A 20603-nucleotide genomic window follows, 5' to 3' on the forward strand; every position below is an offset into this window, starting at 1 on the left:
TTGGCGTTGGGGGCCGCGTGAAGTGAGAAGAGTGTGGCGCGAATGCTCGGCATCCAGACCGATGCGTTGGACACGGCCGGGGGAGTGTTCATGACGGTCTTGGCCCTGGGCTGTACGTGGTTGGGAGGGCTGGCTGTGCTCCGGCCGCACCGGCCGCCGCAGCCGATCGGGGGCCCCGTGTGGGTAGCCCGCGCCTGGGGTCTCGGCTATGTGGTGCTGGGCATCAGTATGGCTGCCAAGATGACGGCCATGCTGGTCGGCAAGGAGCCAGCCTGGCCGATGACCGTGATCCATTGGGCTGCCGGACCGCTCCTGCTCTTCTCGGTGACCGCGGCAGTCGTGTCCCAGTGGCGAGCGCGCCGTCGGGCCGGTCGTGTCGTCAGCGGACGGCACGGACGGCACAAGTGAAACGGCCTGCGCCTTGGAGCGAGGCGGCACTCGCGAGCGCCGCCTGCTGGACGGTCAGCGGACTGGGATATGGGGTGCTCGCCTCTCGATGAGCCGCATATGGCCTAGGTTCGGGGCTCCTCGCCGCATACCAGGTCATGCGCCTCCCGGAAACCCGGATACGTTCCCGGGTTCCGGCCGCACTTGATCATGCCGGCGGTCTTCTCGTACCACGTGGTGACGGTGCCGTAGACCGGCGCCTTCGCATTGCCGGCACAGCCTTGGACGAAGCTCGCCTCGACCACCTGCACCCCTATCACCGAAAGGTAGTCGCCGTTCTTTCCTGTCATGTCGTCAGTCCCGAAATCGGCCATCGGTACGGACTCCCCGTTCTGCGCGAGCCGCTTCCCTCCGAGATTCATGTGCTGTTCCAGGGAGGCGAACACCAATTCCTCGGACACCTTCGCACTGGAGTCGATGCCAGCAGTCACCTCGCGTACGGGAACGGCCTGGAACTTGACGCTCGCCGCCTGCTCACCCTTCTCGACACGAACCAACTGGGAGACGGCGACCAGTTTCCCTGTGGTCCTGATCTCTCCCCAGTGGAATCGGCCGTTCTCGCATATCCACTGCGACACCGAGACCTCGGTCGGCTTCGGGGACGCCGCCGCTTTCGCTTCCCTGTCCTGCGACGACGCGGTACACGCCGTCGCCACCAGGACAGTTACGGCCAGCAGGGCTGCCTGCCGCACCCCGCCCCCTCTCCTGCCGGCCGACTTGCCCGTGTCCGGGCCAGACCGCGTCATGGGCAGAACTCCTTCTTCACCTTTGCGGACAGTCCGTCCTGGGATGGCTTTGAACCGCCCCGGGTTCCGGTAGAGATCTCAGATTACGTAGCGAGGCATGCGCGACTAGTCACCAGCATGGGTCAAGGGAGACCCGCAGAGGCCGTTCGGCCCCTGGCCCGGGGTGTCGTGGGGCGCAGAGTTAGCCTCGTTCACAGTCCGGTACGGCCGCCGCGCCCGGTGGCCGGCGGGCGGTGAGCAGCAGGAGGCGGACGGGATGGCGAAGGTTCCCACGGCACTGGTGGCCGCGAGCGGGCTCGTCGGCGGGTACGGAGTCGCCCGCTGGACCGGGAAGCGGCAGCTGGGCGGGGCCGTGCTGGCCGTGGCGGGGGCCGCGGCCGCGCAGCAGTGGCGGAAGCAGGCGGGCGGTACGGCGGCCGGGGTGCTGACCGCGGCGTATGTGGCCGCTTTCGCCGGGTCGCATCCGCTGGCCAAGAAGGTGGGCGCCTGGCCCGCCGTGTTCGGGGTGACCGGGGCCGTCGCCCTCGCCTCGTGGGCGGTGGCCGACCGGCGCGGATAGGGCCGTAGGGAGGGCGGAGCGGTCACTCCGGGGCGCGTCCGCGGCGTTCGTCCGCCCGCACCGTCCCCGACGCCTGCTCGGCCGCCGTCAGTGGCCGGGCGACGTCCTCCAGGGAGCGTCTTTCCGCCGGTACCGCGATCAGCGCGGCGACCAGCCCCGCCGCGCACATCAGGGCCGCGCCGATCCCGAAGGCGAGGACCGTGTCGCGAACATGGCCGGTGTTGGTGAGGTCCGCGAACAGCAGGGGGCCGCTGATGCCGCCGGCCGCGGTGCCGAGGGCGTAGAAGAAGGCGATGGCCATGGCCCGGGTCTCCATCGGGAACACCTCGGAGACGGTCAGATACGCGCTGGAGGCCCCCGCCGAGGCCACGAACAGCACCGCGCACCAGCAGGCCGTGAGCGTGACCGCGGTCAGGGAGCCCCGCCCGAACAGCCAGGCCGTGCCGAACAGCAGCAGGCCCGACACCAGATAGGTCGACGAGATCATCACCCGGCGGCCGACCGTGTCGAAGAGCTTGCCCAGCAGCAGCGGACCGCAGAAGTTGCCGGCCGCGATGACCCCGAAGTAGTAGCCCGTGTTGCCGGTGGGGACATGGAAGAAGCGGGTGAGGATCGCGCCGAACCCGAAGGTGATCGCGTTGTAGAGGAAGGCCTGGCCGATGAAGAGGGAGAAGCCCAGTACGGCACGTCTGCGGTAGGCGGTGAAGACGGTACGGGCGATCTCGCCGAAGCCGATGCTCGGGCGCTGGTGGATGGTGAGCTCACCCGCGGGCCGCGGCAGGGGTGCCCCCTTCTCGGCCACGATCCGGTGTTCGATGTCGGACACCACCCGTTCCGCCTCCTGGTGTCTGCCGTGGATCAGCAGCCAGCGGGGACTTTCGGGGACGGTGCGCCGTACGAGAAGGATGACCAGGCCGAGGACGACGCCCAGGGCGAAGGTCAGCCGCCAGCCCACGTCCTTCGGCAGCACGGCGGTGTTCAGCGCGAGGATCGACAGCAGCGAGCCGCCGACCGCGCCCAGCCAGAAGCTGCCGTTGATGATCAGGTCGACGCGGCCCCGGTAGTAGGCGGGGATCAGCTCGTCGATCGCGGAGTTGATGGCCGCGTACTCACCTCCGATGCCGAAGCCCGTGAAGAAGCGGAACAGAAAGAACCACCAGGTCTGGAAGGAGACCGCGGTCAGCGCGGTGGCCCCGAGATACACCGCGAGAGTGATCATGAAGAGCTTCTTGCGGCCGTAGCGGTCGGTCAGCCGGCCCCAGAAGAGCGCGCCGGAACAGGCGCCCGCCACATACACCGCGGCCGCGACCCCGGTGACCTCGCCCGAGCTGATCGGCAGGCCGCTGCCGGGCTCCGAGAGCCGGCCGGCGATATTGCCGACGACCGTGACCTCGAGACCGTCCAGGATCCACACCGTGCCGAGCCCGATGACGATCCGCCAGTGCCAGCGCGACCAGGGCAGCCGGTCCAGACGGGCGGGGATCGCGGTGGTGATCGTGCCGGGCCGGGGCTCGGTGTGCGCCATGGCTGCCTCCTCGGGGACGCCCGGTGACGCGGCACCCAGCCCGAGTGCCGCCCGGCCGTCCGTCACGCCCCGAGCGCCCGCGACACCGTGTAGATCAGCAGTCCCGCCAGCGATCCCACCACCGTGCCATTGATCCGGATGAACTGCAGGTCGCGGCCGATGTGCGCCTCGATCTTGCGGGTGGTGTGCACCGCGTCCCAGCCGGCCACGGTGTCCGTGATCAGGGAGGTGATCTCCTTGCGGTACGTCGTCACCACATGCACCGCGGCACCCTCCGCCCAGGTGTCGACCTTGGCCTGGGTGCTCGGCTCGGTGGCCATCCGGGCGCCCAGCGACAGCAGTGAGGACCGCACCCGCAGCCGCAGCTCACTGCGCTCGTCGGAGGCGGCGGCCACCAGCATCGACCGTACGGCCGTCCAGGCGGAGGCGATCAGGTCCTGGACCTCGCCGCGGCCCAGCACCTCGCCCTTGAGCCGCTCCACCCGCGCCCGGGTGTCGGTGTCGGACTGCAGATCGGAGGCGAAGTCGGAGAGAAAGCGGTCCAGGGCGCCGCGCGCCGGATGCGTGGGCTCGTCGCGCATCTCGGTGACGAAGCGGAGCAGCTCCTTGTAGACCCGCTCGCCGACCTTCTTGTCGACGAAACGCGGGGTCCAGCCGGGGGCGCCGCCCTGGACGGCCCCCATGACCTGGTCGTCGTGCAGCACCAGCCAGTCATGGGCGCGGACACAGACCAGGTCGACGATCCGTTTGTGGCCGCCGTCCGCGACGACCCGCTCCAGCATCTTGCCGAGGCCCGGCGCGATCTCCTGGGCGCCGGCCCGGCGGGTGATGGCCTCGCCGACCACCGCCTGCACATCCGAGTCGCGCAGCACGGTGAGCGCCCCGCGCAGGGCCGTCGCCAGCTCCGCCGTCACCCGGTCGGCGTGCTCCGGTTCGGCGAGCCAGGCGCCCAGTCGGGCGGTGATGCCGACGGCTCTCAGCCGCTGGCGCACCACCTCCCCTGAGAGGAAGTTCTCCCCGACGAACTCGCCCAGGGAGACACCGAGCTGATCCTTCTTGTTGGGGATGATCGCCGTGTGCGGGATCGGCAGGCCGAGCGGATGCCGGAACAGCGCGGTGACCGCGAACCAGTCGGCGAGCGCGCCGACCATGCCGGCCTCGGCGGCGGCGGCCACATAACCGGCCCAGGTGCCCGCACCCGCGTTCCGCGCCCAGGTGGCGAGGACATACACGAGCGCCACGAGGAGCAGCAGCCCGGTGGCCGTGCTCTTCATCCGGCGTACGCCCCGGCGCTTCTCCTCGTCGGCGGGACTGAAGGACGTCATCGCCCGGCTCGGGGCGATGCCCGAGCGGGAGGGCGGCCCCTCGGCCGCCGTGTCGTCCGGTTCCGTGCGTTCCATCCACTCCACCCGTTCGTGCGCCCTGTACACATTGTCCCTTCCTGAGCGACTCCCGGAACGGAACAGGAGTTCCCCGCGCCGGTACGGACGGAGAAGGTCCGGGGCATTTCAGGGTCGGATCAGGGAACGGTCAGGGTTCCCCGGGGGATGACGAGGGCTCCGGCGAGGGGTCTTCCGCGGGACGGCATAACGAGGCAGGACGGCATACGAGGCAGGACGGCATAACGAGGCGGGACGGCATACGAGGCGGGCGTACGAGGACGCGGGCGCGGCCGGACCGACGGGTCGGTACTCCCCCGGGGGCCGGCACCCGCCCGGGGTCAGTACTCGCCGTCCCGTCTCCGCTCGCGGCGGGCGTCCCGGCGCTCCTGGCGGCGCTGGCGCAGCTCCTCGTGCCGGTCCCGCATCAGATCCCGGTGCGCCTCGAACATCTCGCGATGGGCCCCCTCGATGTCCTCACGGAAGGACGCGTGCAGCTCCTTGCGGGCGGTCCTGCGGTCCAGCTTGTCCTGGCGCCGCTCCTCCTTCAGCCGCTGCCGGTCGGCCCGGGTCAGCTTGCGCTCGACGCCGACCCCGCCCCAGAACGCCAACCCGGTGATGACCACGCGCGGCGCGCCCGGGTCCCCCGGCACGCCCTCCTGACGGTGGTCGAAGCCGCCCATGATCCCGATGCCGCGCACCACGACCTCGACGCCCGGCGGCACGATGACATTCATCCCGCCCATGATCGCAACACAGTTGATCTCGACCTCGCGGTCCGCGAAGTCGGCCTCCCGCAGATCGATCTCACCGCCGCCCCAGAAGGCAAAGCAGGTGAACCGCTTGGGCGCCGTCCAGCGCCCCTTGCGCTGGAACCCGGACATCACGGCGACGGCCCAGCTGGAGGACCCCCCGCCGCCGACGATCCGCTCGCCCCAACCCCCGCTCTCCTCGGGCTCCTTGCGCAAGGAGATCGGCGGAGCGGTGACACCCGGGGACGGCAGGTCGCGGGTGATCGGCTCCAGTTCGCCGTAGGTCCGCGCCCGGTAGGTCGCCTCCAGCCGCTCCTCGAACTCCTCCATGTCGAGCCGGCCCTCCGCGACGGCCTCCCGGAGGGCCTCGGCGACCCGGTCACGATCGGCGTCGGAGGCACGGAGCTCGGGGGTGGGGGTACTGGGGGACTGCGGCATCGGCCGCCGATCGTCGCTTCCCCCGGAAGACACAGCGTCGCTCATGGGTGTCAGCCTACGAGTTCACCCGGCAGGGGGGCTACGAGAGCGTCCGCTCCAGTTGCCCCGCGTACATCTTCGCGATCACCGCCTCGATGTCCGGCTCCCGCACCGACAGATCCACCACCGGGTACTCCGCCGCGATCTGCGCCACCAGCGGAGCCGCCGACCGGGACGCCGGGAACGCCAGCCACTGCCGCGGGCCCTCGACGCGCACCACACGGGCGTCCGGCGTCCGGATCGGCGGCAGCTCACGCTCCAGGTCGACCACCAGGGTGCGCTCGCTGTCGCCCACCGCGTGCAGCCCGGTGAGCGGACCGTCGTACATCAGCCGCCCCTGGTCGATGACCATCACCCGCGAGCACAACTGCTCGATGTCCTGGAGGTCGTGCGTGGTCAGCAGCACCGTGGTGCCCCGCTCGGCGTTCAGGTCCCGCAGGAACTCCCGCACCTTGGCCTTGGAGACGACATCGAGGCCGATGGTCGGCTCGTCGAGGTACAGCACCTCCGGATCGTGCAGCAGGGCCGCCGCGATATCGCCCCGCATCCGCTGGCCCAGCGACAGCTGCCGCACCGGGACGTCCAACAGGGCGCCCAGTTCGAGGAGTTCGACGCAGCGGTCGAGGTTCTCCCGGAAACGCGCGTCCGGGACGCGGTACATGCGGTGCATCAGCCGGTAGGAGTCGATCAGGGGCAGGTCCCACCACAGGGTCGTACGCTGCCCGAACACCACCCCGATGCGCCGGGCGAGGCGGGTCCGTTCCCGGGAGGGGTCGATACCGGCGACCCGCAGCCGGCCACCGCTCGGGGTGAGGATCCCGGTCAGCATCTTGATCGTGGTGGACTTCCCGGCGCCGTTCGGCCCGATGTAGCCGACCATCTCGCCACGCGCAACGGAGAAGGAGATCGAGTCGACGGCCCGCACCTGCCGCCGCTCGCTCCTGAGGAAACCGGTCCTCCTGCGCACGTCGAAGACCTTCTCGACCCGCTCCAGCCGGATGAGGCCGCCCTCCGGGGAACCGTCCCGGGAAGCGTCCTCGCTGGAGCCCTCGTCCATGGCCCCGCTCCGCATGCCGCCGCCGTCCATCAGTCCCTCAGCCCCTCAGCTTCCCGTGCTCCGGTACGAACGCAGTCCCGCGCGCCAGGCCAGCCCCGCGAGCGCACAGCAGCCCGCCCCCACCAGCGGCGGGGCGAAGGCGACCCACAGCGGCAGGTCCAGCGGGTAGGGCCGCCCCAGCACATACAGCGCGGGCAGCCAGTTGACGAAGGCGAGCGGCAGTACGAAGGTCACCCCGCGCACCAGTTCCCTCGCGAAGACGGTCGGCGGGTACTGCAACAGCGTCTGCCCGCCGTAGGTGAAGGAGTTCTGCACCTCGGAGGCGTCCAGGGCGACGAACTGGAAGGCCGCGCCCGCCACGAACACCGCGCAGAAGATCGCGGCACCGCTCAGCAGCGCCATCGGGACCATCAGCACCTTCAGCGGGGTCCAGGACAGATCCAGGGCGGCGACGGCGTACCCGAGGATCAGCAGGCCCTGGAGGATCCGGCCGAGGCGGCGCAGCCCGAAGCGGTCCGCCGCGACCTGGGCGAGCACCGGCGCCGGACGCACCAGCAGCGTGTCCAGCGTGCCGTCGCGCACCCGCCGCCCCAGCCGGTCCATCGAGCCGAGCGCGAGATCGGCGATACCGAAGGCGGTGGCGGAGAGCCCGTACAGAAAGGCGACCTCGGGCAGGCGGTAGCCGCCGAGCGCATCGACCTGCGAGAACATCAGCATGATCGCGACGAAGTCGAGCGCCGTGCCGGCGAAGTTGCCGAGGGTGTTCATCACGAAGGAGGCGCGGTAGGCCATGGTGGAGCGGATCCACATGGCGGTGATCAGCCGGTAGGCCCGCAGCCCCTCCCGCACCCGTCCGCCTTCTCCCTCCCGGGCCCACCCGCGGTCCCCCTCCCCCGCCCCGGCGCGGAACGTCTCAGCCACCCTGGACCACCACCCGCCGGGTCGCCGCCGACTGCACCAGCCGCCCCAGGGCCAGCAGCAGGACCGCCCACAGGGCCTGGAAGGCGTAGGTGGGCAGCGGATCCGCCGTGCCGAGCAGGATGTCCACGGGGGCCTGGAGCAGCGCGGACCAGGGCAGCAGCCGGACGACCTCGCCGAGGGCGCCCGGGAAGACATTGAGCGGCAGCAGCATGCCCGAGCAGAAGATCGCCGTCAGCACCGCCAGCTGGGAGACGCCCGCCCCGTCCAGCAGCCAGAACGCGCACAGCGCGACGACGAAACGGATCGCGAAGCTGACCAGGGTCCCGAGCAGCACCGCGATCAAAAAGGCGACCCAGGTCAGCGGGGAGACGGGCAGCGCCAGCGGAAAGAGCAGCGCACCGAACACCAGCGGGAGCAGGCCCCGGCCGAGCAGATGGAACAGCGCCCGCCCCAGATCCGAGGCCAGCCACCACAGCTGGAGATCGGCGGGCCGGTACAGATCGACGGCGATGTCACCGGTGCGGATGCGCTCGATCAGCTCGTCCTCGAAGCCGCCGCCCAGCACCGCCACCGTCATCAGCAGGCCCTGGCTCACCCAGACAAAGGTCACGGCCTGCGCCTGGTCGTACCCGCCGAGATGGGGCCGCTGGTCCCAGAGGGCCAGATAGGTGTACGCCAGGATCAGCCCGAAGACCGTGTTGGTGAACACCCCCGCCGCGGTCGCCATCCGATAGGTCGCGTACCGGCGGAATCCACCGGCCGCGACGGCGGCGTACAACCGCCCTGTTCCCACGGAAACCCTCCTTCGACGCGCGCCGGGCGAAGCGCAGGAGCCTAGCGCGCGGACGAAGTGGCGTTCCACACGTTTTTTCCCCACAACACGCTCTTGGAGCCGGGAACGGAACGCAAGGTGCGACAGTCTTCATCAAGGGGACGCAGATGGCGTACGAGGGCGTACGGGAACGTACGACGCGAAACGGGAGTCCGGCAGCACGATGAGCGACGAGGCGCAGCCACAGCAGGGCCAGGCATGGGCGCCCCGGGAACCGGGTTCCGGATCTTCCGGGGACCTCCCGGGCGGCGAGCCGAGGCGGCCCCGGCGCACGGGATGGCGACGGCTGATCCCGACCTGGCGCATGGCGCTCGGCGCCTTCCTGTCGGGCGTCCTCCTCCTGGTCGGCCTGTTCGCACTCGGCTACTACCTGGTCCAGATCCCCGCGGCGAACGCCTCCGCGGTCCAGCAGAGCAATGTGTTCCTGTACGCCGACGGCAGCCAGCTGGCCCGCGACGGCTCCGTCAACCGCGAGAACGTGTCACTGGCGCAGATCTCCAAGGCCGCCCAGCACGCGACGCTGGCCGCCGAGGACCGCGACTTCTACTCCGAGTCCGCCGTCGACCCCAAGGCGATGCTGCGCGCCGCCTGGAAGACGGCCACCGGCAAGGGCAAACAGTCCGGCTCCACGATCACCCAGCAGTATGTGAAGAACTACTACCTGGGCCAGGAGCAGACCGTCACCCGGAAGGTGAAGGAGTTCTTCATCGCGATCAAGCTGGACCGCGAGACCAGCAAGGACGAGATCCTCGAGGGCTATCTCAACACCAGCTACTTCGGCCGCAACGCCTACGGCATCCAGGCCGCCGCACAGGCGTACTACGGCATCGACGCCAAGGACCTCACGCCCGCCCAGGGCGCCTATCTCGCGGCCCTGCTGAACGCGCCGAGCGAGTTCGACGTGACGGCGCACCCGGAGAACAAGGCCGCGGTCGTCGGGCGCTGGAACTACGTCCTGGACGGCATGGTCAAGAAGAAGTGGCTGAGCGAGGCGGAACGGAGCAAGGCGACGTTCCCCATGCCCAAGGCGCAGGGGACCGCGTCCGGTCTGTCCGGCCAGCGCGGCTATCTGGTCCAGGCGATCAAGGACTATCTCGTCAGCAACAAGATCGTCGACGAGAACGACCTGGCCGGCGGCGGGTACCGCATCACCACCACCCTGCAGAAGTCCAAGCAGGACGCCCTGGTCAAGGCCGTCGACGACCAGGTGATGAGCAAGCTCGACAAGAAGAACCGCACGGTCGACCGCTATGTCCGGGCCGGCGGCGTCGCCATCGACCCGGCCACCGGCAAGGTCCGCGCGATGTACGGCGGCATCGACTACACCCAGCAGTACGTCAACAACGCGACCCGCCGCGACTACCAGGTCGGTTCCACCTTCAAGCCGTTCGTGTTCGCCTCGGCCGTGCAGCACGGCTCCCGGACGCAGTACGGCGACACCATCAACCCCAACACGGTGTACGACGGCACGGACGGGCGCCCGGTGGAGGGCTGGTCGGGCGGGACCTACGCGCCGGAGAACGAGGACAACGTCGACTACGGCCCGATCACCGTCCGGACGGCCACCGACAAGTCGGTGAACGCGGTGTACGCGCAGATGGCCGTGGACGTCGGCCCGGGCACGGTCAAGCAGACCGCGATCGATCTCGGCCTGCCCGCGGACACCCCCGACCTCCAGCCGTACCCGTCGATCGCGCTCGGCACGGCCACCGCGAGCGTGCTCGACATGGCGGAGGCGTACGCGACACTCGCCAACCACGGCAGGCACGGCCCGTACACCATGGTCGAGAAGGTCTCCAAGAACGGCACGGACGTCCCGCTGCCGAAAGGAACCACCAAGCAGGCGGTGAGCCGCGAGGCCGCCGACACCACCACCTCGATACTGCAGAGCGTGGTGGACAACGGCACGGCGACCGCCGCCCAGGGCGCCGGACGGCCCGCCGCGGGCAAGACGGGCACCGCCGAGGAGGACCAGGCGGCCTGGTTCGCCGGCTACACCCCCGATCTGGCCACGGTGATCACGGTGATGGGCCAGGACCCGGAATCGGGCAAGCACAAGTCGCTGTACGGCGCGATGGGACTGGACCGCGTCAACGGCGGCGGCGCGCCCGCGGAGATCTGGGCGCAGTTCACCAGGGCCGCTCTGGAGAACACCCCGGTCCATGACTTCGACCTGACCCTGCAGCGCGGGGCGGACGAGGTCCTGGAGCCTCCCACGGGCCCCTGGGACGAGGAGCAGGGCGGCACCGGCACCCAGGACGACGGCGGCACGACGGGCGAGCAGGACACCCCCGGTCTGGACCAGGGGCAGGACCAGGGCCAGGGCCGGTCCGAGGGCTCGGCGGACGGCGGCGCCACCGGGACGGACGGCACCACGGGCACGACCGGGGAACCTGGCAACGGCGGCCCCCAGGAAGACGGCGGCGCCACCACCGGCGGCACCACGGACTCGGGCGGCACCACCGGGGCCGGGGGCACGAACGGCACCGGAGGCAACACCGGGACGGGCGGCGCCACGGACTCGGGCGGCCTCACCGGGGGCGGCGGCACCGGAACCGGCGGCGCCACGGGTGGCGGCGGAGCCGCGGGCGGGCCGGGCGGTCTGATCGGCCGGTAGTGCACGACACCGCGCGCCCGTCGGGTCGGCGTGCCCGCGGGCCCGGCGGGAGCGACGTGCCCGCGGGCCCGGTGGTGATCGGGCTCAGTGCCCGGAGGTCGCCTTCAGCCCCACCACTGCCACCACCAGCAGCGACACAAAGAAGGTGCGCGCCGCGGTCACCGGCTCGCCGAGCACCACCATGCCCAGGACCGCCGCACCGGCCGCGCCGATGCCCACCCAGACGCCGTACGCCGTGCCGATGGGCAACGACCTCGCCGCGTACGACAGCAGCAGCATGCTGGCCACGATGCCCGCGCCGGTGGCCAGGCTCGGCCACAGCCGGGTGAAACCGTCGGTGTACTTCATGCCGACCGACCAGCCGACTTCCAGCAGACCGGCGACGACGAGCAGGACCCAGGCCATGAGAGGCACCTCCGGGAGACGAACGGAACGGGGGTGCGTCGTCTTTGCGTACGGGCCTGACGGTCCCTGTCCCGGTACGGCGCGTCTCGTCGGGGGCCTCCACGGTAGCAAGCGGGCGGGAACGCCGAAGGGGCCGGTGACCACCGTCACCAGCCCCTGCAGGTACCGCGGGTACTAGAGGTACAGGCCCGTGGAGTCCTCCGACCCCTCGAAGCGGTCCGCCGCCACGGCGTGCAGATCACGCTCGCGCATCAGGACGTACGCGGTCCCGCGCACCTCGACCTCCGCCCGGTCCTCCGGGTCGTACAGGACCCGGTCGCCCGGCTCCACGGTCCGTACGTTCTGCCCGACCGCGACGACCTCGGCCCAGGCGAGGCGACGGCCGACGGCCGCGGTCGCGGGGATCAGGATGCCGCCGCCGGACCGGCGTTCGCCCTCGGCGGCGTCCTGCCGCACCAGCACCCGGTCGTGCAGCATCCGGATGGGCAACTTGTCGTGGTGGGTCTTCTCGCTCACGCCCCGAACCTACCTGCCTTCGACGCCGTCGTGCGCGTCCGGGTCAGTCCTTGCGGCGCCGCGCACCGTAGGCGAGCAGGCCCACGACCCCGACCACGACCATCGCCACGGGCAGCAGGCGCTCCAGCCGCGGCGCCCCGTCCTCGGTGACCAGCTGCCCCTTGACCTGGCTGACGACCCGGTTGGCACCGACGTACGCACGGCCGAGGGTGTGGTCGACCTGCGAGACGACCTTGGCCCTGGCATCCCCGACGATCGTCTTCGGGTGCACCCGGACGCCGATCTCGTCGAGCGTCTCGGCGAGAGTCTCGCGGCGGCGCTTGATGTCCGCCTCGATCTGCGCCGGAGTCCTGGTGTCCGGTGTGCTCGACGTGTCCGTCACCGCGCTTCCTCCGTGGTCGTTTGCGGCGTGATCCGCGCATTTCCTGCTTCTGTGGTCGACAGTCTGTCAGCTCGGGGCCGGGCCCGCCGACGCCCCCCATGCCTTCCGCGCACCGGACCGAGGCAGATTAGGCTCGTCGGGTAACCCGCCCCTTGCGACGTGAGGTAACGATGAGCGAGCGACTCCAGCCCGGCGACACCGCCCCCGCCTTCACCCTGCCGGACGCCGACGGCAAGGAGGTCTCCCTGGCCGACCACCGGGGACGCAAGGTCATCGTCTACTTCTACCCGGCCGCGCTGACCCCCGGCTGCACCAAGCAGGCGTGCGACTTCACGGACAACCTGGAGCTGCTGGCGGGCGCCGGGTACGACGTGATCGGCATCTCCCCCGACAAGCCGGAGAAGCTCGCCAAGTTCCGCGAGAAGGAGTCCCTGAAGGTCACCCTGCTCTCCGACCCCGACAAGCAGATCCTCGAGGCGTACGGCGCCTTCGGCGAGAAGACGATGTACGGCAGGACGGTCGTCGGCGTCATCCGCTCCACGGTGGTCGTGGACGAGGAGGGCAAGGTCGAGCGCGCCCTCTACAACGTGCGGGCGACCGGCCACGTAGCAAAGATCATCAAGGACCTCTCCCTCTGACCCACCCCCGAATCCCCACCGAACGGCCTGCCCGGACAACCGGCGCAGGCCGCTCCCTTACCTTCAGGCGTGACCACCGGACGCCCCTTTCGTTACTCCGTGCGAGGCCACGAACATGTGACCTAGATCGGAGGGGATCGATGGGGGTCGGCGCATTCGACAAGGAGCGTCTGCAAGCGGCCGCCGCGACGGCGCGAACGCTGACGGAGGCATTGGAGAGCCTCGGTGTGGATCCGAAGAGCTCCACACGACGCTATGTGCTCGAGCGGATGAAGAAGTTGGGGGTGGACGTCTCACACTTCGAGCGCGAGGGGATCAAGTGGTCCAGAGACACACTCCAGGCAGCCGTCTCCGCCTCCACAAACATGTACGAGGTGCTGCGCCGTCTCGGACTGGACGCGGTGGGCGGACACCACACCCACATCAGTCGGCGGATCAAGGCGTACGGCATCGACACCTCGCACTTCACACCGGTGGTCCGAACCGAGCGCATGAGACACAACCAGCGCCGTCGCACGCCCCACGAGATCCTCGTGGAGGACACCTCGGCGGAAGCCAGACGTGTCCCGAGCAGTCGGCTCAAGCGGGCCATGCGCGAACTGGGAATCACACAGCGGTGCTTCCTCTGCGGAATCGAGCCGGTGTGGCTCGGAGAGCCACTGCCCCTGGAGGTCGACCACATCGACGGCAACTGGAGGAACAACAGGGTCGAGAATCTGCGTCTGCTCTGCCCCAACTGCCACTCCACAACAGACACATACAGAGGCCGGGCCAAGGCACGTCCGAAGGGCAGCCGCGTATGACCAGCGGCGTCCCGTACACGCGCGAGCGGCTGGCCGAGGCGGCCGCGCAGTGCTCCGACATGGACGAGGTCATCGCCTTCCTCGGCACACGGCCTTACGCCAATCTGCGTCGATATCTGTACCAGCGCTTCGAGCACTTCGGCATCGACGTCTCGCACTTCCCGCGTAAGGGACGCCACGGTTCCCAGGGCCGGCCCGACGAAGGCCAGTTGCGGAACGCCGTGGCGCGGTCCGCATCGATCGCCGGGGTTCTTCGGATCCTTGAACGCCCGGACAACGCACGGCAGCGCGCGCTGTTCTCACGGCTCACCACTCACTACGGAATCGACACCTCGCACTTCTTGGGGCAGGGACATCGGCGCGGCAAGCCCGGTCCGAACCCCCGGAAGCGACCGGAAGACGTGCTCGTCCAGCACAACGGCACACACCGGACGGCGACCAAGCGTCTGCGCCGGGCGCTCCGCGAGGCCGGGGTGCCCGAGCGCTGCGCCCGTTGCGGCACCGGGCCCGAATGGCTCGGCGGGCCCATGACGCTTGAGATCGACCACATCAACGGAGACTGGCACGACGACCGGCGAGAGAACTTACGGCTGCTGTGCCCCAACTGCCATGCGATCACCGCCACCTGGTGCAGAGGCGGACGACGCACGGTTCATGTAATGACCGCATCACCGAGCGCCCTCAGCGCCCAGTAAAGTAGGCATCGCCGCGGGCCCGTATCCCAGCTGGCGAGAGGACGCCGGTTTAGATCCGGTGTGTCGTGGGTTCGAGTCCCACCGGGCCCATAGGAAAAACAGCCCGGCGCCTTTGATACCAAGGCGCCGGGCTTGTTCGTAGCTCAGGCCAGTAGTTCCCGTACCACTGGTACCAGTGCGCGGAAGGCCTGGCCCCGGTGGCTGATCTTGTTCTTTTCGTCGGGGGTCAGTTCCGCGCAGGTGCGGGTGTCGCCCTCGGGCTGGAGGATCGGGTCGTAACCGAAGCCGTTGGTGCCGGCCGGTGCGTGCCGCAGGGTGCCCAGGAGCCGGCCCTCGACCACGCGTTCCGTGCCGTCCGGCAGGGCCAGCGCCGCCGCGCAGGCGAAGTGGGCGCCCCGGTGGGCGTCGTCGATGTCCGCGATCTGGGCCAGCAGCAGCTCCAGGTTCGCCCGGTCGTCACCGTGCCGGCCGGCCCAGCGGGCCGAGAAGATCCCGGGGGCACCGTTCAGAACGTCCACGCACAGGCCCGAGTCGTCGGCCACCGCGGGCAGCCCCGTCGCGCGGGCCAGGGCGTGGGCCTTGAGCAGGGCGTTCTCGGCGAAGGTGACGCCCGTCTCCTTGACGTCGGGGATGTCGGGATAGGCATCCGCACCGACCAGGTCATGCGGAAGACCCGCTTCGGCGAGGATCGCCCTCAGTTCGGTGATCTTTCCGGGGTTACGCGTGGCGAGGATCAGGCGGCTCATGCCCTCCAGTATCCGTGCGGCGCGGGCGCCCCTTCACCGCGCCCCCGACCGCACCCGCCGAGGAGGAGCGGCGCCCGGTACGGCTTGGTCAGGTTTGTCACTGGCTCCGCGTACGGTCTGCGCATGATTGATCGGAGACCCCCGTTGTCATCGGTACACGATTTCGCGACCTGGGAGCCCGTACTGCGGCTCCTGCTGGCCGACGACACGGAGAGGCGTGCTGCCCGGTCTGCCCGTGTGGCGGGCCGCATCAGCCGCTCCGGCTGGAGCCTGGCCCTCCCGGGACGTATGTCGTCGACAGAGCAGATCGCGGTGCAGGACATACAGCGGGCACTCGCGCGAGGCCGAGTCGAGGAGATCGCGTTCAGGGCGGAGGTCCAACCAGACGGAAGCACCACGCTCGGCCTGGTCTGGCCCAGCCCGGTCGTAGAAGCCGCCGTCGGCTACCCGGACCTGGGGGTGCTCGTCCTGGCCGACGGCTCCCTTCCCGAGCCCTGGCGCCGCCTCCCCGATCCGGTGCCCGGGGCGATGCCCGCCCCCTCGGCGGACCTGGGGTTGCTGGATCGGACGCTCCGCGAGCGTTTGCCCGACGCCATCGGCGCGACGGAGGGGGAGATCGCTGCCGCCGAAGCGCGCCTCGGCGTCACGCTGTCCGACGAGCTCAAGGTGGTCTACCGGGTGACACGGGCACAGTGGGAGGACTGGGGTGACGACTACATAGCGGCGGACCGTGTCACTACGGCGGTCGGCTGCGAACTCTCCGCCCTGGACGACCTGTACGGCGTCGATGCGGCGGCCCGTCACTCCCACTGGGGTTTGTCGGCGACGAAGGCGGTCAGCACCCCGCCCGACGCCGCGGTGCAGGGCCTGGCCGGCTCACCCGGCTGGATCGTCTTCGGGGGCAACGGCGGCGACCAGCTGGCGGTCGATCTGACGCCCGGCCCGGGCGGACACCTCGGGCAGGTCATCCTGGTCGACCACGAGCAGAGCCTCGGCGCCGAACTCATGGCTGACTCCCTCACCGACTTCGTTCTGGGCCGGGTGAGGGAGGAGCGCCGTGACCGCCGCGGGGACCAGCTTCCGGTCGTGGCCAGGGTCGGCAGCGGAAGCCTTGAGACCATCCAGGCCGCCGCTCACCCCGCCCTGGAAGTCCTGTCCATCGGTGTGTGGGACGGTACGCCGTTCAGCCTCGCCCCTGTCACCGGTCTGCCCCGGCTGCGCACCCTCACCGCTTTCCCCGGCACGCTGGCCGATCCCTTGGAGGTCGCCGGGCTCGCCGGACTGGAGTTCCTGGAACTCGGCGTGCAGGAATGGCGCGTTCTCCTGGACGCCGGAGCCGTCCCGCGCACCTTGTCGGCCGCAGCCATCAAGGTGCGCGACCAAGACCACCTCCCCGTCGTGGCCATCGCCAACGAGATCCTGGCCCTCTGGGACCGGCCTCAGATCGTTCAGACGCTCCTCGAAGGAGATCTCGGTCCCGCGGCACAACCGATGGGCCATGCAAGACGAGGCGTTGCAGGTCCCGCTGGGAGCTGAGCGGTGTGGTTGGCCGGACGGGCCAACGACACCGCTCCTCCACCTGCCGGGCCCTCGCGAACAGACACGCCACCCACGAAGGAAGCTGACCAAGCCCTACTAGGCCGTGCACGCCTTCGTCAGCTCTCCCGCCGCGTCGGTCACCGGGCCGAGGTCGGGACTGCTCTCCCCGCCCTCGACGGCCTCCCGGACCGCGCCGACCGACTCGCGCAGGGCGTCGACGGCCTTGCCGACATTGACGTCGTCCGTCTCGCCGCCGAAGCCCTCGAGCTTCTCCTCGAGGGAATCGAGGGAGTGGAGGGTGTCATGGGAGTCACGGGAAGCAGGGGGCTCCGAGGGCACAGGGGGCGCAGGAGAGGCAGGGGACCCCGACGGGTCCGAGGGCCCCGAGGGGTCCGGGGGCGTGGCGGTCGGTGCCGGTTCGTTCGCCGTGCGTTCGACGGTCTGCTGGAGGTCGGTGACGCCGTCCGCTATCGCATCGGCGGTCCCCACACAGTCGATCGCCCGGCCGGCGGCCCCGCACCCCGCGCTCGCACCCACCGCGGCGAACACGGCGACGGCGGCGAGCGCGGCGGTGACGGCGGATCGGCGACGGCGCGCGGCCATGAACGGTTTCCTCCCCGTGAACGGTGCCGCACTCCCCTGGGTACGCGTATTGCGGGGCGGGCGCACGGGTCTCCCCGGGCGCCCGCCTGGTCAGCTATGCGGCTGTGCTGTCTCTGAGAACGCCGGACGGCGCTACGCGGTTGCCTCCAGCGCCGCGCGCTGGATCTCCGCGAGCTGGTCGCAGCCCGCGACCGCCAGATCGAGAAGGGCGTTCAGTTCCTTGCGGTCGAAGGGCTCCGCCTCCGCCGTGCCCTGGACCTCGACGAAGCGGCCGTCGCCGGTGCAGACGACGTTCATGTCGGTCTCGGCCCGGACGTCCTCCTCGTAGCAGAGGTCCAGGAGCGGTACGCCGTCCACGATGCCCACGGAGACGGCGGCGACCGTGCCGGTCAGCGGCTTGCGCCCGGCCTTCACCAGCTTCTTGCCCTGCGCCCAGGCCACCGCGTCCGCGAGTGCCACATAGGCCCCGGTGATGGCGGCGGTACGGGTGCCTCCGTCGGCCTGGAGCACATCGCAGTCGAGGACGATGGTGTTCTCGCCGAGCGCCTTGTAGTCGACGACGGCGCGCAGGGAGCGGCCGATGAGCCGGCTGATCTCGTGGGTGCGACCGCCGATCCTGCCCTTGACCGACTCGCGGTCGCCGCGGGTGTTGGTGGCGCGGGGCAGCATCGCGTACTCGGAGGTGACCCAGCCCTCTCCGCTGCCCTTGCGCCACCGTGGCACACCTTCGGTGACGGAGGCGGTGCAGAGGACCCTGGTGTCACCGAAGGAAACGAGGACGGAGCCCTCGGCGTGCTTGCTCCAGCCGCGTTGGATGGTGATGGGGCGGAGCTGGTCGGGCGTGCGGCCGTCGATTCGAGACATGGCCCCGAGCCTATCCGCATCCGTGGACGCGCCAGGGGCCTTCTTCGCACCTTGATCAGGGACAGAGCGATCAGGGACAGAGCCGGAGCACTCATGCGTCAGGGGCCGCTCCCGGTCGGGAGGGGCCCCTGAGGCGTGGGTATGAGCGCTCGGGCTCACATCATGTCTTCGATCTCCGCCGCGATCGGGTCGGCGTCCGTGCCGATGACGACCTGGATGGCGGTGCCCATCTTGACGACGCCATGGGCTCCCGCTGCCTTCAGGGCGGCCTCGTCGACCAGCGAGGCGTCGTGGACCTCGGTGCGCAGCCGGGTGATGCAGCCCTCGATCTCATCGATGTTGTCGATGCCGCCGAGCCCGGCAACGATCTTCTCAGCCTTGCTGGCCATGTCTTTTCTCCCTGATCCGAACGGCTTTGTGGCAGTAACCCACAGGTGGCCCACCTTCGCGAGCGGCCCATCCGTCGACTGGTCTACACCACCGGGGGAACGGTCACCAAACCCGGAACGACCACGTGGCCTTCATCACGTCATTCACCCTCTTGCCCCATACGTCCGGTCGGTTATCGTTTCCGGGAGTTCGCCGCAATCGTGGCATTGCTGCCGTACATCCTGGGCGCAGATATCGAGGGTTCCTTATCCCGTCTTCACCGTGCTACAACAGGTCTACACCAGTAAGTGGTGTAGACCACGCGGGTGCTGCCCACCCTTTTCCCCCTTCCCGTCCCCGGCAGCCCCGGCACATGGAGGAACTATGAGCACCGCCACCGCTACCCCGGCGGCCCCCGCGAAGAAGTGGGGATCAGGTCTGTTCCAGGGCCTGCAGAAGGTCGGCCGCAGCCTTCAGCTCCCGATCGCCGTGCTGCCGGCGGCGGGCATTCTGCTGCGACTGGGACAGCCCGATGTGTTCGGCGACGACGGACTGGGCTGGCACAAGGTCGCCTCCGTCTTCGCCACGGCGGGCGGCGCGGTGTTCGACAACCTGCCGCTGCTGTTCTGTGTCGGTGTCGCGATCGGCTTCGCCAAGAAGTCGGACGGCTCCACCGCGCTCGCGGCCCTGGTCGGCTTCCTCGTCTACAGCAATGTGCTGAAGGCGTTCCCGCTGAGCGAGCAGCACATCGAAAAGGGCAAGATAGTCGAGGCGACCTACAACAACCCGGGTGTCCTCGGCGGCATTCTCCTCGGTCTGCTGTCCGCGGTGCTCTGGCAGAGGTTCCACCGCACCAGGCTGGTGGACTGGCTCGGCTTCTTCAACGGCCGCCGGCTCGTCCCGATCATCATGGCCTTCGTCGGCACGCTCGTAGGTGTGTTCTTCGGCCTGGTCTGGGAGCCGATCGGCAACGGCATCTCCGACCTCGGCAAGTGGATCACCGGCCTCGGCGCGCTCGGCGCGGGTCTGTTCGGTCTGATCAACCGCGCGCTGATCCCGGTCGGCATGCACCAGTTCGTGAACGCGGTCTCCTGGTTCCAGATCGGCGACTTCAAGAACGCCGCGGGCGACATGGTGCACGGCGACCTGAACCGCTTCTTCGCCGGTGACCCGACCGCCGGACAGTTCATGTCGGGCTTCTTCCCGATCATGATGTTCGGTCTGCCGGCCGCCGCGCTCGCCATCGCGCACACCGCCCGTCCCGAGCGCCGCAAGGCCGTGATGGGCCTCATGATCTCGCTCGCGCTGACCTCCTTCGTGACCGGTGTGACCGAGCCGATCGAGTTCTCGTTCATGTTCATCGCGCCGGTGCTGTACGCGATCCACGCGGTCCTCACCGCCCTGTCCATGGCGATCACCTGGGCGCTCGGCGTCCATGCCGGCTTCACCTTCTCGGCAGGCGCGATCGACTATCTCCTGAACTGGAACCTGGCCACCAAGCCATGGCTGATCATTCCGATCGGTCTGGTGTTCGCGGCGATCTACTACTTCGTCTTCCGCTTCGCCATCCTCAAGTTCAACCTCACCACCCCGGGCCGGGAGCCCGAGGAGGAGCTCGAGGAAGCGACCAAGGCGTAGGTCTGAACTCCGCCGAGCGACGACGCGAAGGCCCCGGAACCTCAGCGGTTCCGGGGCCTTCCGGCATGCGGGGGGGCGGTTCCGAGCCGGCTC

At 69.9% G+C, this 20603-nt stretch carries 22 protein-coding genes, 1 tRNA gene and 1 riboswitch; of the genes, 9 read left to right on the forward strand and 14 right to left on the reverse strand.

Translation table 11 applies throughout. From position 1 onward, the window contains the following. The first annotated feature begins 42 nt into the window (after nt 1-42). Complete coding sequence (locus tag CP978_RS13330; protein ID WP_043440534.1) at nt 43-408, forward strand: hypothetical protein; 366 nt, start codon at nt 43-45, stop codon at nt 406-408. Nucleotides 409-512: 104 nt separating this feature from the next. Here the strand turns inward: CP978_RS13330 and CP978_RS13335 are convergent, their stop codons facing one another. Further along, a complete protein-coding gene (locus tag CP978_RS13335; RefSeq protein WP_043440537.1) occupies nt 513-1193 on the reverse strand; it encodes a hypothetical protein in 681 nt (226 codons plus the stop codon). A 256-nt stretch (nt 1194-1449) separates the two neighbouring features. Here CP978_RS13335 and CP978_RS13340 point away from each other — a divergent pair, with 256 nt between their 5' ends. Then, nucleotides 1450-1752: a hypothetical protein gene (locus CP978_RS13340; protein WP_043440539.1), complete on the forward strand. Its 303-nt coding sequence runs from the start codon at nt 1450-1452 to the stop codon at nt 1750-1752. A gap of 22 nt (nt 1753-1774) precedes the next feature. On the opposite strand, the gene CP978_RS13345 is transcribed toward CP978_RS13340, so the two are convergent. From CP978_RS13345 to CP978_RS13370, 6 genes are all read right to left on the reverse strand, one after another. After that, nucleotides 1775-3277: an MFS transporter gene (locus CP978_RS13345; RefSeq protein ID WP_043440542.1), complete on the reverse strand. Its 1503-nt coding sequence runs from the start codon at nt 3275-3277 to the stop codon at nt 1775-1777. A gap of 62 nt (nt 3278-3339) precedes the next feature. Continuing rightward, nucleotides 3340-4677, reverse strand: coding sequence for a DUF445 domain-containing protein (locus CP978_RS13350; protein ID WP_043448526.1), 1338 nt, complete (start codon nt 4675-4677; stop codon nt 3340-3342). A 320-nt stretch (nt 4678-4997) separates the two neighbouring features. Continuing rightward, nucleotides 4998-5846: a DUF1707 SHOCT-like domain-containing protein gene (locus tag CP978_RS13355; protein ID WP_043440545.1), complete on the reverse strand. Its 849-nt coding sequence runs from the start codon at nt 5844-5846 to the stop codon at nt 4998-5000. Between the two features lie 79 nt (nt 5847-5925). Then, the gene (locus tag CP978_RS13360; protein WP_052454562.1) at nt 5926-6942 is read right to left on the reverse strand and encodes an ABC transporter ATP-binding protein; all 1017 of its coding nucleotides are present in this window, start codon (nt 6940-6942) and stop codon (nt 5926-5928) included. A 45-nt stretch (nt 6943-6987) separates the two neighbouring features. Beyond that, nucleotides 6988-7863, reverse strand: coding sequence for an ABC transporter permease (locus tag CP978_RS13365; RefSeq protein ID WP_043440547.1), 876 nt, complete (start codon nt 7861-7863; stop codon nt 6988-6990). Beyond that, nucleotides 7856-8656, reverse strand: coding sequence for an ABC transporter permease (locus CP978_RS13370; protein ID WP_043440549.1), 801 nt, complete (start codon nt 8654-8656; stop codon nt 7856-7858). The genes CP978_RS13365 and CP978_RS13370 overlap by 8 nt, the downstream gene beginning before the upstream one ends. A 202-nt stretch (nt 8657-8858) precedes the next feature. On the opposite strand from CP978_RS13370, the gene CP978_RS13375 reads away from it, so the two are divergent. Next, a complete protein-coding gene (locus CP978_RS13375; RefSeq protein ID WP_150478216.1) occupies nt 8859-11312 on the forward strand; it encodes a transglycosylase domain-containing protein in 2454 nt (817 codons plus the stop codon). 84 nt (nt 11313-11396) lie between these two features. On the opposite strand, the gene CP978_RS13380 is transcribed toward CP978_RS13375, so the two are convergent. The 3 genes from CP978_RS13380 to CP978_RS13390 form a co-directional block, all read right to left on the reverse strand. After that, entirely contained in the window at nt 11397-11717 is a 321-nt protein-coding gene (locus CP978_RS13380) for a DMT family transporter (protein ID WP_043440552.1), read from the reverse strand. 32 nt (nt 11718-11749) lie between these two features. Beyond that, nucleotides 11750-11831, reverse strand: a riboswitch (guanidine-III (ykkC-III) riboswitch). Nucleotides 11832-11891: 60 nt separating this feature from the next. Further along, nucleotides 11892-12233 carry a GroES family chaperonin gene (locus CP978_RS13385; protein WP_043440554.1) on the reverse strand — a complete coding sequence of 114 codons (342 nt, stop codon included), beginning with the start codon at nt 12231-12233 and terminating at the stop codon, nt 11892-11894. A 43-nt stretch (nt 12234-12276) separates the two neighbouring features. Further along, nucleotides 12277-12615 (reverse strand): DUF3618 domain-containing protein, encoded by a 339-nt coding sequence (locus tag CP978_RS13390; protein WP_043440557.1) that lies wholly within the window; start codon nt 12613-12615, stop codon nt 12277-12279. 170 nt (nt 12616-12785) lie between these two features. On the opposite strand from CP978_RS13390, the gene bcp reads away from it, so the two are divergent. The 4 genes from bcp to CP978_RS13410 all read left to right on the forward strand — a co-directional run bounded on the left by bcp (nt 12786) and on the right by CP978_RS13410 (nt 14841). After that, a complete protein-coding gene (gene bcp / locus CP978_RS13395) occupies nt 12786-13253 on the forward strand; it encodes a thioredoxin-dependent thiol peroxidase (protein ID WP_043440560.1) in 468 nt (155 codons plus the stop codon). A 140-nt stretch (nt 13254-13393) separates the two neighbouring features. After that, nucleotides 13394-14056 carry an HNH endonuclease signature motif containing protein gene (locus CP978_RS13400; RefSeq protein WP_043440564.1) on the forward strand — a complete coding sequence of 221 codons (663 nt, stop codon included), beginning with the start codon at nt 13394-13396 and terminating at the stop codon, nt 14054-14056. Next, nucleotides 14053-14751 carry an HNH endonuclease signature motif containing protein gene (locus CP978_RS13405; RefSeq protein WP_043440567.1) on the forward strand — a complete coding sequence of 233 codons (699 nt, stop codon included), beginning with the start codon at nt 14053-14055 and terminating at the stop codon, nt 14749-14751. The genes CP978_RS13400 and CP978_RS13405 overlap by 4 nt, the downstream gene beginning before the upstream one ends. Nucleotides 14752-14766: 15 nt before the next feature. Continuing rightward, nucleotides 14767-14841 (forward strand) — tRNA-Leu (locus CP978_RS13410). A gap of 53 nt (nt 14842-14894) precedes the next feature. Here CP978_RS13410 and rdgB read toward each other — a convergent pair. Then, nucleotides 14895-15497 (reverse strand): RdgB/HAM1 family non-canonical purine NTP pyrophosphatase, encoded by a 603-nt coding sequence (gene rdgB / locus CP978_RS13415; protein WP_043440570.1) that lies wholly within the window; start codon nt 15495-15497, stop codon nt 14895-14897. A 123-nt stretch (nt 15498-15620) separates the two neighbouring features. Here rdgB and CP978_RS13420 point away from each other — a divergent pair, with 123 nt between their 5' ends. Further along, nucleotides 15621-17033 (forward strand): SMI1/KNR4 family protein, encoded by a 1413-nt coding sequence (locus CP978_RS13420; RefSeq protein ID WP_052454564.1) that lies wholly within the window; start codon nt 15621-15623, stop codon nt 17031-17033. 99 nt (nt 17034-17132) lie between these two features. Here the strand turns inward: CP978_RS13420 and CP978_RS13425 are convergent, their stop codons facing one another. The 3 genes from CP978_RS13425 to CP978_RS13435 form a co-directional block, all read right to left on the reverse strand. Further along, a complete protein-coding gene (locus tag CP978_RS13425; RefSeq protein ID WP_043440573.1) occupies nt 17133-17639 on the reverse strand; it encodes a hypothetical protein in 507 nt (168 codons plus the stop codon). A 132-nt stretch (nt 17640-17771) separates the two neighbouring features. Next, nucleotides 17772-18503: a ribonuclease PH gene (rph, locus tag CP978_RS13430; RefSeq protein ID WP_043440575.1), complete on the reverse strand. Its 732-nt coding sequence runs from the start codon at nt 18501-18503 to the stop codon at nt 17772-17774. 155 nt (nt 18504-18658) lie between these two features. Then, nucleotides 18659-18892, reverse strand: a complete 234-nt coding sequence (locus CP978_RS13435; protein WP_043440579.1) for a PTS sugar transporter subunit IIB — start codon at nt 18890-18892, stop codon at nt 18659-18661. A gap of 364 nt (nt 18893-19256) precedes the next feature. On the opposite strand from CP978_RS13435, the gene CP978_RS13440 reads away from it, so the two are divergent. After that, nucleotides 19257-20510 carry a PTS transporter subunit EIIC gene (locus CP978_RS13440; protein WP_043440581.1) on the forward strand — a complete coding sequence of 418 codons (1254 nt, stop codon included), beginning with the start codon at nt 19257-19259 and terminating at the stop codon, nt 20508-20510. The last annotated feature ends 93 nt before the right edge of the window (nt 20511-20603 follow it).

Origin of the sequence: Streptomyces nodosus, assembly GCF_008704995.1 — a bacterium.
Taxonomy (GTDB): Bacteria; Actinomycetota; Actinomycetes; order Streptomycetales; family Streptomycetaceae; genus Streptomyces; species Streptomyces nodosus.

Bases quoted from the DNA above. Each gene is read 5' to 3' on its own strand.
- CP978_RS13440 (WP_043440581.1), top strand. From the start codon at position 19,257: ATGAGCACCGCCACCGCTACCCCGGCGGCCCCCGCGAAGAAGTGGGGA.
- CP978_RS13340 (WP_043440539.1), top strand. From the start codon at position 1,450: ATGGCGAAGGTTCCCACGGCACTGGTGGCCGCGAGCGGGCTCGTCGGC.
- CP978_RS13435 (WP_043440579.1), bottom strand. From the start codon at position 18,892: ATGGCCAGCAAGGCTGAGAAGATCGTTGCCGGGCTCGGCGGCATCGAC.
- CP978_RS13355 (WP_043440545.1), bottom strand. From the start codon at position 5,846: ATGCCGCAGTCCCCCAGTACCCCCACCCCCGAGCTCCGTGCCTCCGAC.
- CP978_RS13330 (WP_043440534.1), top strand. From the start codon at position 43: ATGCTCGGCATCCAGACCGATGCGTTGGACACGGCCGGGGGAGTGTTC.
- CP978_RS13375 (WP_150478216.1), top strand. From the start codon at position 8,859: ATGAGCGACGAGGCGCAGCCACAGCAGGGCCAGGCATGGGCGCCCCGG.
- CP978_RS13345 (WP_043440542.1), bottom strand. From the start codon at position 3,277: ATGGCGCACACCGAGCCCCGGCCCGGCACGATCACCACCGCGATCCCC.
- CP978_RS13335 (WP_043440537.1), bottom strand. From the start codon at position 1,193: ATGACGCGGTCTGGCCCGGACACGGGCAAGTCGGCCGGCAGGAGAGGG.
- CP978_RS13420 (WP_052454564.1), top strand. From the start codon at position 15,621: ATGATTGATCGGAGACCCCCGTTGTCATCGGTACACGATTTCGCGACC.
- CP978_RS13400 (WP_043440564.1), top strand. From the start codon at position 13,394: ATGGGGGTCGGCGCATTCGACAAGGAGCGTCTGCAAGCGGCCGCCGCG.
- CP978_RS13360 (WP_052454562.1), bottom strand. From the start codon at position 6,942: ATGGACGAGGGCTCCAGCGAGGACGCTTCCCGGGACGGTTCCCCGGAG.
- CP978_RS13380 (WP_043440552.1), bottom strand. From the start codon at position 11,717: ATGGCCTGGGTCCTGCTCGTCGTCGCCGGTCTGCTGGAAGTCGGCTGG.
- rph (WP_043440575.1), bottom strand. From the start codon at position 18,503: ATGTCTCGAATCGACGGCCGCACGCCCGACCAGCTCCGCCCCATCACC.
- CP978_RS13425 (WP_043440573.1), bottom strand. From the start codon at position 17,639: ATGGCCGCGCGCCGTCGCCGATCCGCCGTCACCGCCGCGCTCGCCGCC.
- rdgB (WP_043440570.1), bottom strand. From the start codon at position 15,497: ATGAGCCGCCTGATCCTCGCCACGCGTAACCCCGGAAAGATCACCGAA.
- CP978_RS13405 (WP_043440567.1), top strand. From the start codon at position 14,053: ATGACCAGCGGCGTCCCGTACACGCGCGAGCGGCTGGCCGAGGCGGCC.
- bcp (WP_043440560.1), top strand. From the start codon at position 12,786: ATGAGCGAGCGACTCCAGCCCGGCGACACCGCCCCCGCCTTCACCCTG.
- CP978_RS13350 (WP_043448526.1), bottom strand. From the start codon at position 4,677: ATGGAACGCACGGAACCGGACGACACGGCGGCCGAGGGGCCGCCCTCC.